The organism is Streptomyces europaeiscabiei (assembly GCF_001550375.1).
In the GTDB taxonomy this organism is placed as follows: domain Bacteria; phylum Actinomycetota; class Actinomycetes; order Streptomycetales; family Streptomycetaceae; genus Streptomyces; species Streptomyces europaeiscabiei.
This window is the reverse complement of sequence record NZ_LRTR01000767.1, coordinates 22,150-37,980: the sequence shown is the minus strand read 5'-3', so window position 1 is coordinate 37,980 and position 15,831 is coordinate 22,150. Positions and strand designations below refer to the sequence as shown.

Genomic DNA, 15,831 nt, shown 5'->3' with positions numbered 1-15,831 from the left:
CCGTCGTCCGCCTGCGCGACGAACGGCACATCGACGACACCGTGCTGCGCCGCCTCCAGGCAGCCCTCGACAACGAAGAGGCCCGGCTGGCCGGACGCGAACCGGTGGAGTGAGCCGCGCCCGCCCTCGCCCTCGCCCGACGCGAAAGGACCCCCTCCGTCATGTCCTCCGGCCTCATCGACGTCCACGCCCATCTCCTTCCCGACTTCACGTCGAGCAGGCGACCGCGGCGGGCCACACCCACCCGGACGGCATGGGCGGCTGGCCGTCGTGGTCCGTCCAAGCGCACCTCGACCTGATGGACCACCACGGCATCGACACCGCGATGCTGTCCATGTCCTCCCCCGGCGTCCACTTCGGCGACGACAAGGCGGCCCGCCTCCTGGCCCGGCGCGTCAACGAGTACACCGCCGAACCGACCCGGGACCACCCGGGCCGCTTCGGCAATTTCGTATCGCTTCCGCTGCCGACGTGGACCGCTCACTGGAGGAGATCGCCTACGCCTTCACCGAACTCGACGCCGACGGCGTGGCGTTGATGACCCACACGCACGGTGTGTACCTGGGCGACCTGCGTCTGGACCCGGTCTTCGCGGAACTCGACCGCCGGCGGGCCGTGGTCTTCCTGCACCCCACCTCACCGGTGTGCTGGGAACAATCGGCACTCGGCAGACCACGCCCGATGGTCGAGTACGTCTTCGACACGGCCCGCACCGTCACCGACCTGGTCATGGCCGGCGTCCTGACCCGTCATCCGAACCTGCGGGTGATCGTCCCGCACTGCGGGGGTGCGATTCCCGTCCTGGCCGACCGCATCGACGAGTTCATGGGGCGGTTCCTGCCCGCCCAGGAACCGCCCGCCCCCGATGCGGTGCAGCAGCTGCGGGGCCTCTACTACGACATGGCGGGTACCGCCTTCCCCCGCCAGGTTCCCGCGCTGCTGAAGCTCGTCGATCCGGACCGCGTACTGGTCGGCAGCGACTACTGCTGGACGCCTCCCCCACTGGCCGACGCCCACATCGCGGCGATCGACACGGCCGAGTCACCCTTGGAGGGAACCACGTGGCGATCCCTGACGACGGCCAACGCCCAGCGTCTGTTTCCGCGGAAATGACGGTGAAAGCAAGCCGCCGCCGAGTGGATCCGGCTGCAGGGTTCGGCGGTCCACCCGGCGAGTCGCGGTTCGGGCTGAGGCAGCCGCGGCGACCCGGCCATGCGGCGGCGTCCGCCCCCGCCGAAGCGCTCAGCTGATCGCATCGCTACTGGTCCGGGCAGGTCCTCGGATCGTGTCGGTGGCTGTTGCACCGTCAGCAGCTGGGCACAGGGCCGGCTGGCCCACTTCAGTAGTCGCCTGGTTGTTGTCCACTTCATTCGCTTGCGACTCGGCGCAGGCCTGCGCGCCACCGGCGGTGGCGGGGGTGCACAGACCTCCGCCGACCTCCTTGCCTTCACCGTCACCGTCATCGATGACGGTGACGGTGACGGTGACGGTGAACAGGCGTCCATAGAAGCCCAGTTCGCGCTATTCGCCCTCGATGAGCGGGCCGGAGGCGGAACCGACGACGTGGATCTGACCGGCGGGCCGACGGCGTGCTTCCTGACGCATCGTCTCGATGACGCGCCTGACCGTGCCTTCCGCGGGCGTCAGCGATCGCCCCGGGGTCACGGCAGGAGGAGCACTTTGCCGGTCTGCCGATGGCTTTCCAGGTACGCGTGGGCCTCAGCCGCCTCTGCGAGGGGGTAGGCCCGGTCGATGATCGGCTGGATCTTTCCGTCTGCCAGCAGTTCCAGGCACAGTTGCTGGTCGCGCAGGGTCGCGCCGCGCACGCTGGCGATCTTCACCTGTCCGCCGATGAGGGCGAGTGCGTCCAGTTCGAGCCTGGATCCCTGGTCGGTCGGTGTGCCCAGGACGATGACCGTACCGCCGAGCCGTATGCAGGCAAGGGAGAGCTGGAAGAAGTCGTTGCCGCCGACACAGTCCCAGACGGCGTCCGCGCCCAGACCATGGGTCAGTTCCCTGACCTGTGCGGGCAGTCGGGGAGCGGTGGAGCGCACGATGTGGTCGTAGCCGAGCTTCCTGAGCGCTTCGTCGTGGTCCGGCTTGGTGGTGGTGCCGATGACGGTGGCTCCGCTCAGCTTCGCCAGTTGTGCGCAGGCGATGGCCATCCCGCCGCTGGCGCCGGTGATGACCACCGTGTCACCGGGACCGACAGGTGCCTGGCGCGCACAGTTGAGCGGGGTGGTGTAGGTCCACATGGTGGCTGCGGCGGTCTCGAAGTCGACGCCTTCGGGGATGGGCAGGATCGCGTCCTGGCGACGCACGACGTACTGGGCGTATCCGCCGAAGACCTGGTGCCCGGGGTAGGCGGTGTCGATACACAGGTTTTCCAGGCCGCGCACGCACAGGGCGCAGTTGCGGCACGGCGGGTGCGGAAGCTGCACCGCCCTGTCACCGGTGCGCCACCTGGTGACGTTCTCGCCGGTGGCGACGATTTCACCGGCCGCGTCCCGGCCGAGCTGGAACGGCAGAGGCCACTCGGGCCGTCCCGGCAGAGGCTGCGGCAGGTTGCCCGCCCGGTACCGGAGATCCCAGCTGTTGACGGCCGTGGCGTGCACGCGCATCAAGACGTCGTCGGGGCCGACCTCGGGAATCGGTGCCTCGACGTACTTGAGCACCTCGGGCCCGCCATGTTCGAACAGGCGGACCGCCATCATGGTCTGTTCCACTTTCACGTTCCTTCAGATCGTTACGCGGTTCATCGGGGGCTATATACAGCCGCCTGCACCTCACCCGCCCGGCGAGACCGAGTGCGAGCGGACTTCGACCAGGCGGCTTGCCAGGGATGGAGCAGAAAACTGATCGGTCTGACGATCGGTCACTTGATCTCGGGGCGGGTTCGCATCAGGTCGAAGATCCGCTCCGCCGTGTCCGGGTCGGACGACAGGGTCGGGTTCGCGAGCAGGTCCCGACTGAGCACGAGTCCGGCGTACCCGACGCTCGACGCAGCCGGGGCGGCCGCACCAGCGGCCGACCGTCGGATGCGGAGCAGCCCCGCGAGCGACCCCGTCGCCGCTGCCGCCACAGAGGCCTTGAACAGGTCGGCGGTTGCTTCACGCAGCGTGTGCTCGCTCAGCGTCTGCCCCACGGGATCCACGTGCTCCGCCCAACCCACATGAAGGAGCGCGCCGAGCACGACGGCTCCGGACAGGACGGCGTGAACCGCCGTAGTCAGGTGCCTCACAGCATGGTGATCAACGCCGGTCGATGGCGGGACGAGGAGAGCCTGCATGACCGCCAGGCAACAGCCCTCTGACAAAGCACCTACCACTCGGCGTATGAAGCTTCCATGAAGCGGCGGGCTCTTGCCGCTGATGCGTAACGCGGGAGGGAGTCGGCAGGGCCGGCGGGCCGGCGCGCACCGACATGCGGGTGCCAGGCCTGGCCGGCGGCGGCCTCACACCGAGCCCCGCGCTCCGCTGGTCCTCGTACAAGCTCAGGGCACCTCCCTGCCCGAGGGACGTCCGACGCCCGCTCACCCGCTGTGGGTCCTGCCGCCCGTGCACCGAGAATGCCTGCGGACCGAGCGATCACCGGGACGCTGACCGTGTCACGCGCCGCGGCCGCCGCACGCGCTCTCACCGTGTCCGAACACGGCGCCGCGGACTGAGCGCACTTCCTCGACGTCCTTCACGACCGCGACCTGCTCATCACCTTCGCCCCGGGATCGAGGGCCGATGGGTCAGTGGAGTCAGCGGGAGGCCGGTGGCATGCCGCCCCCTGGGGGGAGTTCCTGCGGTAGGTGCAGGGTGAACGTCGCCCCCTTGCCGAGGCCAGCGGATTCCGCGGTGATGTCTCCGCCATGGGCTCGGGCGATGCCCCGGGCGATGGCCAGGCCGATGCCGCTGCCGCCGGCGGCAGCGGGGCGGCCGGGACGCTCAAGGCGTTCGAAGCGGTGGAAGATGCGCTCCAGGTTGTGTTCGGCGATGCCGATGCCGTCATCCACGATACGGACGATCACCTGGGGCACGGGAGACGGTTCAGCGTGCACGGACAGCGCCACGTGCCCGTGCCGATCGGATGCGGCCAGTGCGTTGCCGAGCAGGTTCACCAGGACCTGGGTGATTCGGTCAGGGTCACAGCAAGCGTCGACGGGTGTGCTCGCGTCCACGACAAGGGTTACGGTCAGGTCGTCGTACTGGGGGCGCAGTCGCTCGGCTGTGGTCCGAGCCACCATGGCCACGTCGATGAGCTTGCCGTGAAGAACGAAGGCGCCCTCTTCCGACCGGGACAGGCTGGAGAGGTCGCCCGCCAGGCGCTGCAGCCGGTCCAGGTCGTCGGCGAGGGAAGCGAACATGGCCTCGTCGGGGACGAAGATTCCGTCGGCCACGCCCTCGATCTGGGCGCGTAGCAGGGTGATGGGGGTCCGCATCTCGTGGGCGACCTCGGAGATCAGCCGGGCGCGGCGGCGTTCGGTGTCGGCGAGGGCTGCCGCCAGCGTGTTGACGTCTTCGACTAAGGCTGCCAGGCCCGGCTCGCTGGGGAGTTCGAGGATATCGTCGTAGTGTCCCTCGGCGAGCCGGCGCGTGGCGGCGCGCACCCTGTCGAGCGGCCGCAGCAGAAACCGGGACAGGGCGACGGACGCCGGGAAGGCCGCGGCCAATCCGAACAAGAGGCCGACCTGCAGGACCACGTCACCTTCGATGTCGGCAAAGCCGAGCCAGACCTCGATCAGTGCGCTGATCGCCGCCATGGCCAGCAGTGCCAGGAGGAGCACCATGACGTGCGAGAGCACCAGCCGGTTACGGAACGACAGACGCTCCTGAATGTGGCGCAGCCGCGCACGACACCTCTGGTAGGCCGGGAAGCGGGCGGGCGACATGGGTGGGTGTCCTTCCTGGCCGCTAGGCGGGACGCCCGACGAACCGGTAGCCGATGGTGCGGACGGTGCCTACGAACCGGGGTGCGCCCGCGTCGTCGCCCAGCGCACGCCGCAGAGTGCGGATGTGCACGTCCACGACGCGCTCATCACCGAAGAAGTCCTCGCCCCACACCTGGGCCAGCAGGCCGCGCCGGGTGAAGACCCGCCCAGGAGCCCGGGCCATCGCGAACAGCAGATCGAAGTCGAGAGCGGACAGCTCCACCGTCCGGTCGACATCGACCAGCACGGTCCGCGTCACATGATCGACTGTCAGTCCGTCGAAGCGCAGGACGCCGTCCTCGTCGGCCGCCTCGGAGCGGGTGTCGGTGCGCCGCAGGATGGCGCGCACCCGTAAAGCCAGTTCGCGGGGACTGAACGGCTTCGTGACGTAGTCGTCGCTGCCGGTGGTGAAGCCGATCAGCCGGTCGACCTCCTCATCGCGGGCGGTGAGCATGATCACCGGGATCTGACTCGCCTCACGGATGCGGCGCAGGACCTGGAATCCGTCCAACCCCGGGAGCATCACATCGAGCACCACGAGGTCCGGCCGGTCACGGGTGACCGCCCGCAGGGCGGACGGTCCGTCCGCGGCTTCGACGACGTGGAACCCGTCCGCCTCCAGGTAGCCACGCACGGTCATACGGATCTTGGGCTCGTCATCGACGACCAGAACGCGCTGCGTACTCATCGTGCTCGCTTTCCATCGCCGGACGGCAAGAGGGAGGCGGAGGGCCGTCATGCCACGGGGTGACCGGCGGCGAGGCAGAGGGCCTCGAACGCGGCCAGCGTACGGTGCATGTCGTGGCCGGCGACGATCTGTGGGCCAGCCTCGCCTATCAGGCGCCGGGTCGCCAGGTCGGCGGGACGCCGGGACGCCGGGACGCCGGGACGCCGGGCAGGTCATGGCCGCGGGCCAGACCGTTGTGTGCAGGAGCCGTACCGCCCTGGGGGGGCGCGGTGACCACCCGGGCACGGCGGATCACGCGTGCCAGATCCCGCCCGGCCGGCCGGCAGGCCACGTTCGCCCGGCCAGACGCCGTCGATTTCCTTCGATGGCCTCTCCCGTCGGCGGTTGCTGACCTCTACACGGAGCGCCGCCCGCGCCCCGTCGGCGGGGCAGCGGGCGGCGGGCTTGGCGTGCGGTCGCGGCTCAGCGCGAGCCGGCGCGGCGTATACGCGCCTTCAGTTTCGGGAACTGGTCGAGGGCGTTGTCCCGCTCGAGGGCGATCCGCTCGCGCCGGCTGTAGATCTCGTCGACGGTCGGTTCGGGGTCGCCCGTCTTGAGAATCGGCAGGCTGCCCTTGAGGAAGGGCATCGTCTCGACGTTGTCGGCCGCGTAGAGGTGGCGGGTCGCCGGCCAGTCACTGCCGAACATGATGTGGTCGGCGGGCACGAGGGACGACAGCGGCTGCAACTGCGCGGCGGTGAACGCCTGTGCGTTGTCGAAGAACAGCCGCTTCATGTACGTGAGGGGGCCTTCGGGCAGCACCTCGTTGAACGGAGGGAAGGCCGAGTGCCGTGTCGCGAGCCGGTAGGCCAGGAACGGCAGTGCCCCGCCGGAGTGCGTGAAGTGCCAGCGGATGTTCGGGTAGTCCCGCAGGACACCGTTGTAGATAAGGCTGGTCATCGCGCGGGTCGCATCGAACGTGTACTCGAAGACGTTGTTCCCGGCCGGGATGTCCGGGCCGAAACAGAGCTTCGGAGCCGGGTTCGCCTCCGGGCCCGTCGGGTGGACATAGACGTAGGCATGGCGGTCATTGAGGATCTCGTACAGAGGTGCGAACGAAGGATCCCCGAGGTAGGTGCCCTTGTAGTTGGTGAGCAGGCAGATGCCGTCGAGATCCAGTTCGCCGAGCGCGCGGTCCACCTCGGCGACCGCGCCGTCGATGTCGGGCATCGGAGTGACCGCGAAGATCCCGAACCGGTCACCACGGGTCTGCACGAGGTTGTGGGCGTAGTCGTTGACCGCGCGGGCGGTGGCGCGCCGGTCGTCGACCGGGCCGACGGTGACCTGAAGGTCGCCGAACGACAGGACGCTGGCCTGGATCCGGTACTGGTCCATGAAGGCAACGTGCCGATCGACCGACCAGGGACCGTACGCCCCGGTGATGGCGCCGAGGAGGCCGTAGCGCTGCAGGTAGTCGTTGTACACGTCGGGGCTGTAGTGCGCGTGGGTATCGATGCGCCAGTTGCCCTTGGGCAGCCCCGAGCCGGACTTTGCCGCCGCCGGACTGGCCATGGCGCTCGGCACCGTGGCCGCCGCCGTGACAAGCGCCGCGGCCGATGCGCCTTCGATCATCCTTCGACGTGAGATGTTCCGTCGCAGGTTCATCAAGTTCTCCTCTTCCTTCTGGGTGAGAGTCAGGTCGTATGTGCGTGTGTCACGGCCCCGTCGCCAGGCCGGGCAGGGCAGGGCAGGGCCTGTACAGGACGGCGATGGTCCCCGCCACGATGGCGACGGCTGCCTCCACGGACGTGTGTGCGGTCCAGGCCGAGCGGAGAGTGCCAGCAGGTAAGTCGCTCCTCGGCTGGGCCGGTCACCGCCAGCAGGTCGATTCGGCACTCATCCGCGGGAACCCCATGGCGCCGATGCAGCCGCGCCAACCGGTGGTCGGCTACGGAGCGGACCCGCTGGCACCAGCGCCGGCCCCGCCGCCACTGCCACTGCACAGGTCGTGATCTGACCGCCGGTTCGTTCATGCAGCGCGTGATCGCCGATCGCCTGCCCGACGGGGTCCACATGCCGGGCCGACTCAGGGCGAGGGAACGCGCCGAGCACGACGGAACCGGACAGCGCTGTGTGAATCGCCGTAGTCAGGTGCCCCACGGCAGTGTGCTCAGCAGTGCCCACCGGTGGGACGAGGAGTGCGTGCATGACCGTCAGACAACAGGCGCCTCATAAGGCACGTACCACTGGGCGCATGAAGCTTCCGTGAAGCGAATCGCCGGACCGGCGCCCACTTCCTGCAGCGGTCTCCGGCTTCGTGCAGATCAGGGGCCTCCCCCAGCCGCTACCCTGGTCAGCTCTTGGGTGCGTCCGCCATGACCGGCCGCCGCCCGTGTCCGCCCGCGCCGGGGCTGTTGGAGGACTGCGCGGCCCGGTTCGACGACCTCTATGCCAGGGGTGGGTCACGCCTGCCGGGATGGTGTACCGCACGGCGGTGCCGCTCATCCGGCCCAGCGCCTCGAACTCCTGGACGCCGCCGGCGCAGACGTAGGTGGCGCGGACGTTGAAGACGGTGGCCTGGTCGATGCCCACCAGGCCCCGGCCGTCGTCGTAGTGGTCGGTCTGGACACCGATCACGGCTTCGGCCGGGGCGTCGACCTTCAGATACGGCGTGACCTGGATGTTGGACGGCAGGGTGGCCGAGACGGCGGTGGAGCCCTGGCCGGTGGCCGGGAGCGAGGCGGCGCTGGTGTGGGACTTCAGGTAGAACCCCGGGTTCGTTGCCCATCCCGGTTATGCAGCCCCTTGCACGAGCGGTCCCAGTGAGCGGCGCCGTAGGAGCGGAGCTTGTCTGTGACGACCGCCCGCGGCACCGTGCGGGTCCTCTTCACCGGACGACGGAAGAATCGCCTGGCCGCGAGCCGCCGGCCCCTCCCGCCCCCGCCCCGGCAGTACGACTAGACCGCCGGCTCATCAGGCCGAGGACGGACAGCGATGTCGGGGGCGTCGGACCCGAGCACCGACGCCCCCAATGGGTCAGGATCATGTCGACCCGGCATCACGGCCGCCTCTACCCGAATTGACGGGGGAAGGGGTCGCGACCTTTGTCAGCGCGGGCGGGCGCCGCCGCACGGTTGGGTCGCCACGGCTGCCTCAGCCGCAGTCGGCGCGGCTGTTCACGCCTTGGTCGCGGGCGACGATCTGGCCCGACGGCTGGCCGTTGGAATCGAGCACATTGCCGACCGCGTCGTAGTAGGCGCCGTAGGAGACGATCTCGTTGTACCCGCGGCCGCGCCAGGAGTTCACCCTGGTCTTGCCCCACTGGTAATCCTTCACGTGGAAGACCGGGTTGCTGCGGACCGTACGCATCACCGGACGCTTCGCCAGCCACCCCTTCCTCCGCGCAGGAATGGTGATGCCGGTGGTGACCGACCAGCCGGACGCTTTCGCGTACGACCAGCTGCGGGAGTAGGAGCCGCCCGCCGAGACGGAGAGCACCTTTTCGAGAATGGTCCAGTCTATGCCGAGCTCGACACTGACGCTGTTGGTCGTGGTGCTGGTCGTGGTCCCGTTCGCCTGGATGTTCTGGGAAAGCGTACTTCTGTAGCTGCAATTCACCAGTGAGTCGCTGGTCTGCTGCTCGGCGCCGGTCCAGGTCCAACTGGCCGACTCGGGGTAGGAACAGTAGCCGCGGACCATTTCCCAAGGATGGCGCAGCGTGGAGTAGACGTGGTCGAACTTCCACTGGTCGTAGCTTCGTCTCTTGAGCTCACCGGTCTGGACGTTGATCAGCCAGTATGTGTCCCAGGTCGGGCCATTGCACAGGGTCAGCATCACCCTGTTGGCGTCGAACGACTCGGCTCTCATGATGTCGGTGACGGCGCTGGCCGACGAGACGAACGTCAGCACCGAGGCCAGACTCAGGCCCGCGGCGATGCAGGCCAGCCTGTTGGTCAACTCCCGTTCCACCAGCAGCCCTTCGGCGGCAGCCGGCCCGGTGACGGCCTCCCGCAGTTCCGCAGGGCTCATCGGGCCGATCCGCAGACTGGAATCCCGCAGTGCCTGCGCGAGACCAGGGTGCTCGGCGCAGCGACCGCGATAGTCAGCCCGTACGGCGAGCACCACCCGTACCCGGCTGTCCGGCTCTCGGGCGGCCAGCAGCAGGTCGATGAAGCGGTTTCGCTCGGCCCGGTTCCGACAGAGCGCGAAGACCTCCTCGAACTGGTCGACCACCACCCAGATTTCAGGCTCGTCGGGGCACGGTTCAACAGGCGGTCGTAGGCGGCCGCAGGACCCTCCCCCGGCGTGAGCAGCCGGACCAGGGCGGAAGGCCGAAGTCGTCCCGCCGTCTCCTGCAGCGCCGGGACCAGTCCCGCCCGCAGCAGGGAGGACTTCCCGCTCCCTGAGGCACCGGACAGAATCGCGAACCGCCGTTCGGTCACCAGCGCCACCAACTCCGCCACCAGGCTGTCCCGACCGAAGAAGAAAGCGCGGTCCTCCGGTTCATACAGGGCCGGCCCCCGGTAGGGCGGCGGCATACCGCCGGTGTCGAGCGTCGCTGCCGACTCCTCGACCGCCTGCTTCCACCGCACCTGCCACTCATCCAGGTCCGCGCCGCACGCCTGCACGTACGCCCGAAGTACCTGAAGGGACGGCATCCGTTCGCCCGAAGCGGCCTGCGCCAGAGTCGTCACCGAGAAGCGCACCCGCTGGGCCATGGTCCGATAGGTGGGACTACCGGCCTGCTCGCGCAGCAGCCGCAGTTCGTATGCGAGCCGCTGCACCGGCCCGTCGTCCGGTTCCAGTCGCTTCTCAGGACGGCCCGCCATACTTCCTCCCCTTTGGCGCGGATCCCCCCGGCGGAGCACCGCCGCAGCACGAGCCGCCGCCGGAACGGACGTCACCCTCGCATCGGACGGAAAAGTTGTGAGGGGGAAGAAACCTTCCCCTGACCGCGCCTGCCCCTTGGCTGGGAACGCGCGTGTCGTATAACCGGCGGAGTGGTTCGGGTGGCTCGCGGTGCGCGACCGGGGTCCACACGGTTTGGCGGCCCTGGTTCTGGTGGCTGCCTGGGTGCCTGCGGCTGCCGAGCTGCCGCCCCTGGTCGCGCCCGGCCGACGTCATCGTGCGCCTCGCCGCTCTGGCCGCCGTGGAGACGTGGCGCTTCGCGGAGCTTCGCCGTACGGAGCGCGTGTGAACGTCACCTTCGCGACACCACGCAGCCGCCGTCCTCGCCGCACACTCACACCGGTGAAAGCTCAGGGCCGACGGTGTGTACGAAGTGACGGGGCCGGGACAGTCGTGCTGTCCCGGCCCCGCCGTGGTCTCACCGCGCCGCGGGGGCGGGTGTGGTGCCCGTAGGCAGTGTGCCTGTCACCTCGACTGCGGTCACCGGACGGGGTTCCATCCGTCGGTGCCGGCCAGGTACTTCCGGGCCGTGTATTCGAGGGCCTGGGCATCGGTCAGCTTCGGCGCGTTCTGGACACCGGCTCCGAGACCGGAGTTGTGGTACTCGAAGAACCGAGCCGATGACCAAGGATAGTCGGGGGTCATGTCGGTCCACGGATGGGTGTCATTCACGGCCGAGCCCACCAGGGTGTCACGGACCACCGCCTGGGGGTGCGCCTCCGGCGCGTTGTGCCACGGCCGGCCGAGGTACATCGTCCTTGCCGACCCGGAGCCTTGGATGATGCTGTCGGTGATGAGGATCCCGTACTTCTTCCGGTAGTCGGTGTTCGGTGCCAGCACCGTGCCGCCGGGCCACTGGAGTATGTTCATGACTGACCGGTCGATCACCGCGGTGGCGTTACCGAAGACGAAGTCCACGTCGCCCCGGATGTTGCAGTCGTAGAAGTACTGCCGGGCCTGGGTGGTGGGTGTCTCGCCCTTGACGAGCAGGGTGTCCTGATGGCTCCAGATCTCGACGTTGCTGTACACCTGCCGGTCGCCCATGGCGGCGACCGCGACGGCCTGGGTCTCGTACGGGTTGATCTCCGGGTGCGCGTTGCGGTCGAAGGTGTTGCTGATCCTGAGATTTTTGACGGTCAGGTTGGCCGGCCTGAAAGTGGCCACGGCGCTGCCCTGGGTGCCGTACTTCAGGCCGGTCGCAGAGTTGATCATCCCGTGGCACCTGGTGTTGTAGATGACCACATCCGCGGCCTTGCCGGTGACACCCTCGATCGTCAGCCCGCTTATGTCCTTCGGGACGCTGATGGTCTCGTGGTAGACGCCGTTGTCGATGACGATGGTGTTCGCGCCGCTCTGCGGAGCGGCGTCGATCGCTTCCTGTACGGTCCAGTGGTCGCCGGTGCCCTTGGCCGCGACGAGCAGTGTGCCACCCTCGAGAAATTCATCCCTGTGGCTGCTCGGGTGGTTGTAGGAGTTCTTGCCTGAGTGGTGGGCCAGGTTGAGTTCCCGCGCGAGCTCGCTTGCACGGCGGTAGACGGCCACGCCGATCGTCAATGTCTGAGCGAGGACGGGAATCCCCCTCAGGAACGCGTCCAGATACGCGGCGCTCATCCGGGACCAGTTGTTGTGCTGCTCTTGCTGTTCCGGGGTGACCTCGTACTCCTGCCCTGTTCGAAACGCCTCCAGGGTCCCCTCCCTTTGTCTCCGGAACCGGGCGGCTTCGGGTACCCCCACGATCATCTGAAGGATCGCCTGCGCCGCGACCCTGGCGTAACCGACGGCATCGCTGTCACCCGCCTGGAGCCTCAGCACGGCGTCGTTGAGGCTGGAGGCACTGATCCGCATGCGGTCGCGGGTGGCGCCCAGTCCCCTCAGGGCGTCGTATCCGGCGAGCGTGTTGTACCGGGTGTTCGTAACGCTGCCCTCGTCGTTCTGGCTGAGGGTCCCGGCTGGCCGGCCTTGTGGTATCCCGCCCTGGCCGTTGGTCAGGCCGGCCTCCAGCGGGAAGAAGTTGCCGAGCTGCACGACTCCGGCGCCGTCCTCGGTGCCTTGGAACCAGCCCATGAGGTAGGCGTCCGACCGGCGCAGGACCAGCCGGACGAGCTCGGGCCTGCCCCCCATGGCGTGCACATCGACGGTGATGTACGAGGTGGTCCCGCTGCTCTGGGTCACGTCGACGGGGTGCCCCGTGGAGACACCGCCTGCACCCTGGTCCCATACTCTGGTCCGGTGGTCGGAGATTGCCGTCGTGACGTTCAGGAGCATTCTGGCGTAGCCGAGCCTGTCGTCTTCGGGCTCACCGGTGATCCGCCAGGTGGCGTCCGCGCCGGTCGCGGCGCTCGCCATGGGGGCGGCGGCAACCACCAGGCCCAGGCCGCCGCCGGCCACTACACCCGCGGCCGTCAGAGCGGCGAGAAATGACCTTCGGGAAAGTCCACCCTGCGTCTCGGTCGTCACAGGAACTCCTTTTTGTACGAGCGACGTATTGATTCGATCGCGGTGCGCGGCAGCTCCCGATCTTGACGGTGACCTTCATGCCGACTGGCCGGCGCCGGGCACTCACGCACTGCTGGCCGGTCTGGCCGGCTGTCGCTTCCAGGTGCCGTGTGCGACAGGGGCGGAAGCAACTGACATCGGTCGGCGCTCTCCCGTCACAGATCCGGTTGCCGACCGCCGCCGTGGGGTGGCGGGGAATGGGAGCGCACGCCTGGGCGCGGCCCGGAAGGCCGCGGCGCAGGACGGCGCGCCTTGGTGTACGTCATGCCGAAAGACTCGGCGAGGGGTCCGCCCCGAGGCCATGGGTATTTGTACGGTCCCGGGCCCTGCCCCGGGTCCGGGTATTTCTACGGGTTGTCCTACGGGGTGGACGCCTGGTTCGCTGTCCACCAGGACGCGATCCGGGCACGGGAGCCGAAGCCGAGCTTGGCCAGGATGTTCTCGACGTGGCCGTCGACCGTGCGAGGGGAGCGTCCGAGCGCGGACGCGATCTGCCGGTTGCTCATGCCCTTGGCCACCAGCGCGGCCACGTCCTGCTCCCGGAGGGTAAGCGGACTCGGGGCGGGGGCCGCGGCGGTCGACTCGGACCCGGTGCGCAGGGCGTAGGCGATGGCCTCGTCGGGGCCGCGGTGGCTGCCGCCCTCCGCGAGGGCCTTCTCGTACGCTGCCGGGCCCAGCACCCATGTGACGGCTTCCTCGCACTGGGCGTGCTGCTCGGCCATGTGCGGGCCGAACGTGGCGATGGGGATGTCGATGTCCCGCCACAGGGCACGCGCGGCACCCAGCAGCCGCCCCGCCTGTTTGTGGTCACCGCCCGCGGCGGTGACCCAGGCGAGCTCGTCCAGCATCAGCGCGACCCTGGCGTAGTCGTTGAAGCCCTGCTCGTTCTCCAGCGCGGCCCGGATCATGACCGAGGCCTCCGCCAGGTCGCCGCGCCTCCAGGCGTCGTAGCCGAGCGTCCACTGCGCATGCGCGCGGGCCAACCGCTCGTCATGCGCCTCGGCCAGGGCGACCGCCTGCCTGCAGGTCTCCGTGGCTCGTGGATCCCCCAGGTGGGACTGGGCGGTAGCCATCAGAATCAGCGTGTAGACCGCGCCGATTTTCTCGCCTGTCCCCATATGGGCGGCCACCGCTTCCTCCAACAAGGACACGGCCTCCTCCAGCCGGCCGCTGAACAACGCCAACATGCCACGCAGGTTCTGGACGTGGGCGCACACCACCGGGTCGTCCAGGCGCTCGCCCAGCGCTCCGGCCTCGTCCAGCCACCGGTACGCCGTAGCGTGATCGCGCTGCAGCACCGCCACCAAGGCGGCGACCCACAGCGCCCTGGCCCGGGCCGGGCTGGGCTCGGGCGCGGCGGCGAGCGCCCGGTCGAGCCAGCGGCGTCCCTCACCGAGGAATCCACCCTCGCACCAGTGGAAGCGCAGCGCGGCGGCCAGCGCCAGGGTGGCCTGCGGGTCGCCGCCCCGCTCCAGCGCCGCGCGCAGATTGGCATGCTCGGCACGCAGCCGCGCCAGGCTCTCCAGCTGGCCGGGGCCGTACCAGCCGTCGGCGATGCGCTCGGCGAGGGCCAGGTAGAAAGCGTCGTACCGTCGCAGCGTCTGCTGCTCCTGGCCGGACTCGGGGAGCCGCTCCCGCCCGTACTGGCGGATGGTCCCCAGCAGCCGATAGCGCGGCAGGCCCTCGTGCTCGGTGGGCACGACGATCGACTGGACGACCAGCTGGTCGAGGAGATCGAGTACCTCGTCCCGGCCGATGCCGTCGCCCGCGCAGACGGCCTCGGCCGCGTCCAGGCCGAAGTCGCCGGCGAAGACCGACAGCCGGCTCCACAGCAGCCGCTCGGTGGGGGTGCACAGCTCGTGGCTCCAGTCGATCAACGCGCGTAGCGTCCGCTGGTGCGGCCGGGCGACCCGGCTGCCGCTCGTGAGCAGCCCGAAGCGGTCCTCCAGCCGGTTCAGCGCCTCGTCGACGGTCAGCATCCGCAGCCGGGACGCGGCCAGTTCGATGGCCAGCGGCAGCCCGTCCAGGCCCTCGCACAACCGGAGGACCTGGGCGCGGTTGGCGTCGGTGATCCGGAACTCCGGGCGCACGGCGGTGGCCCGGTCCCGCAGCAGTTCCGCCGCGTCGTCCGGCGCCAGCGGAGGGACGGCGAAGAGGTGCTCGCCGCAGATTCCCAGCGCCCGGCGGCTCGTCGCCAGAACGCGCAGTCCGGGGGAGGCCGACAACAGCGCGTGTGCCAGCTCGGCGCAGGCGTCGATGAGGTGCTCGCAGTTGTCCAGCACGATCAGCGGAGCGCGATGGGCCAGAAAGGCGGCGAGCTGGTCGATGACCGGCCTGGTGCCCAGATCCGGCACCCCCAGCGCGGTCGCCGTGGCGTTCGCCACCAGCGACGGGTCCCGCACCGCCGCCAGATCCACCAGCCACACCCCGTCCACGAAGTCCGCCACCGACGCGACCGCCTCCAGCGCCAGCCGCGTCTTGCCCACCCCGCCCATACCGGTGAGCGTCAGCAGCCGCGTGGTCCCCAGACTGCGGCGCACTTCGGCGAGGTCCCGGCGCCTGCCCACGAACGTGGTCAGGGCGGCAGGCAGATTCCCCACCTCTGATATCTGGATGGTCACGTTCGATGTCTGGACGGTCACGTCTCTCGCCTTCCAACGGCTCGCACTCGTCCTGGAACATCAAGGACGCCTTTCTGAGGTGGCAGCACGCTTCGTTGCGGGCGGTTGGGGGCGCGGTCCTGCCGCCGTACCCCAGCTGCCGTGCCCATACACGCAACCGGCAAGAAAGAACAAGTCCCGCGGTTGCGCCTTTTAGTCACTCCCCGAAGGGGAGAGTCGCT

The 15,831-nt window shown here is 69.3% G+C and carries 10 protein-coding genes and 2 pseudogenes; 2 read left to right on the top strand and 10 right to left on the bottom strand.

The window, feature by feature from the left end; all coding sequences use genetic code 11:
- Positions 1–253: 253 nt before the first annotated feature.
- Positions 254–538, top strand: a complete 285-nt coding sequence (locus tag AWZ10_RS55565; RefSeq protein ID WP_319052561.1) for an amidohydrolase family protein — start codon at positions 254–256, stop codon at positions 536–538.
- Entirely contained in the window at positions 472–1,113 is a 642-nt protein-coding gene (locus tag AWZ10_RS37735) for an amidohydrolase family protein (protein ID WP_319052560.1), read from the top strand. Before AWZ10_RS55565 ends, AWZ10_RS37735 begins: the two co-directional genes overlap by 67 nt.
- A 548-nt stretch (positions 1,114–1,661) precedes the next feature.
- Here AWZ10_RS37735 and AWZ10_RS37730 read toward each other — a convergent pair.
- The 10 genes and pseudogenes from AWZ10_RS37730 to AWZ10_RS37690 all read right to left on the bottom strand — a co-directional run bounded on the left by AWZ10_RS37730 (position 1,662) and on the right by AWZ10_RS37690 (position 15,631).
- Positions 1,662–2,726 carry a quinone oxidoreductase family protein gene (locus AWZ10_RS37730; protein ID WP_060893262.1) on the bottom strand — a complete coding sequence of 355 codons (1,065 nt, stop codon included), beginning with the start codon at positions 2,724–2,726 and terminating at the stop codon, positions 1,662–1,664.
- Positions 2,727–2,875: 149 nt separating this feature from the next.
- Positions 2,876–3,241, bottom strand: coding sequence for a hypothetical protein (locus AWZ10_RS37725; protein ID WP_060893261.1), 366 nt, complete (start codon positions 3,239–3,241; stop codon positions 2,876–2,878).
- 507 nt (positions 3,242–3,748) lie between these two features.
- Entirely contained in the window at positions 3,749–4,879 is a 1,131-nt protein-coding gene (locus tag AWZ10_RS37720) for a sensor histidine kinase (protein ID WP_244172685.1), read from the bottom strand.
- A gap of 22 nt (positions 4,880–4,901) precedes the next feature.
- The gene (locus AWZ10_RS37715) at positions 4,902–5,606 is read right to left on the bottom strand and encodes a response regulator transcription factor (RefSeq protein WP_046703279.1); all 705 of its coding nucleotides are present in this window, start codon (positions 5,604–5,606) and stop codon (positions 4,902–4,904) included.
- A 462-nt stretch (positions 5,607–6,068) separates the two neighbouring features.
- The gene (locus tag AWZ10_RS37710; protein WP_060893260.1) at positions 6,069–7,217 is read right to left on the bottom strand and encodes an amidohydrolase family protein; all 1,149 of its coding nucleotides are present in this window, start codon (positions 7,215–7,217) and stop codon (positions 6,069–6,071) included.
- 1,157 nt (positions 7,218–8,374) lie between these two features.
- Positions 8,375–8,503: pseudogene (locus AWZ10_RS54425) on the bottom strand (IS6 family transposase); the annotation flags it as partial.
- Positions 8,504–8,738: 235 nt separating this feature from the next.
- Complete coding sequence (locus AWZ10_RS54420; RefSeq protein ID WP_244172684.1) at positions 8,739–9,818, bottom strand: nSTAND1 domain-containing NTPase; 1,080 nt, start codon at positions 9,816–9,818, stop codon at positions 8,739–8,741.
- Positions 9,819–9,901: 83 nt separating this feature from the next.
- Positions 9,902–10,303: pseudogene (locus AWZ10_RS55560) on the bottom strand (helix-turn-helix domain-containing protein); the annotation flags it as partial.
- 670 nt (positions 10,304–10,973) lie between these two features.
- Positions 10,974–12,950 (bottom strand): pectinesterase family protein, encoded by a 1,977-nt coding sequence (locus tag AWZ10_RS48910; RefSeq protein ID WP_159058505.1) that lies wholly within the window; start codon positions 12,948–12,950, stop codon positions 10,974–10,976.
- A 398-nt stretch (positions 12,951–13,348) separates the two neighbouring features.
- Positions 13,349–15,631: an ATP-binding protein gene (locus AWZ10_RS37690; RefSeq protein ID WP_244172683.1), complete on the bottom strand. Its 2,283-nt coding sequence runs from the start codon at positions 15,629–15,631 to the stop codon at positions 13,349–13,351.
- Positions 15,632–15,831 lie beyond the last annotated feature (200 nt).

Coding starts and splice junctions, on each gene's coding strand:
- AWZ10_RS37715 (WP_046703279.1), bottom strand. CDS start 5,606: ATGAGTACGCAGCGCGTTCTGGTCGTCGATGACGAGCCCAAGATCCGT.
- AWZ10_RS55565 (WP_319052561.1), top strand. CDS start 254: ATGGGCGGCTGGCCGTCGTGGTCCGTCCAAGCGCACCTCGACCTGATG.
- AWZ10_RS37720 (WP_244172685.1), bottom strand. CDS start 4,879: ATGTCGCCCGCCCGCTTCCCGGCCTACCAGAGGTGTCGTGCGCGGCTG.
- AWZ10_RS37710 (WP_060893260.1), bottom strand. CDS start 7,217: ATGATCGAAGGCGCATCGGCCGCGGCGCTTGTCACGGCGGCGGCCACG.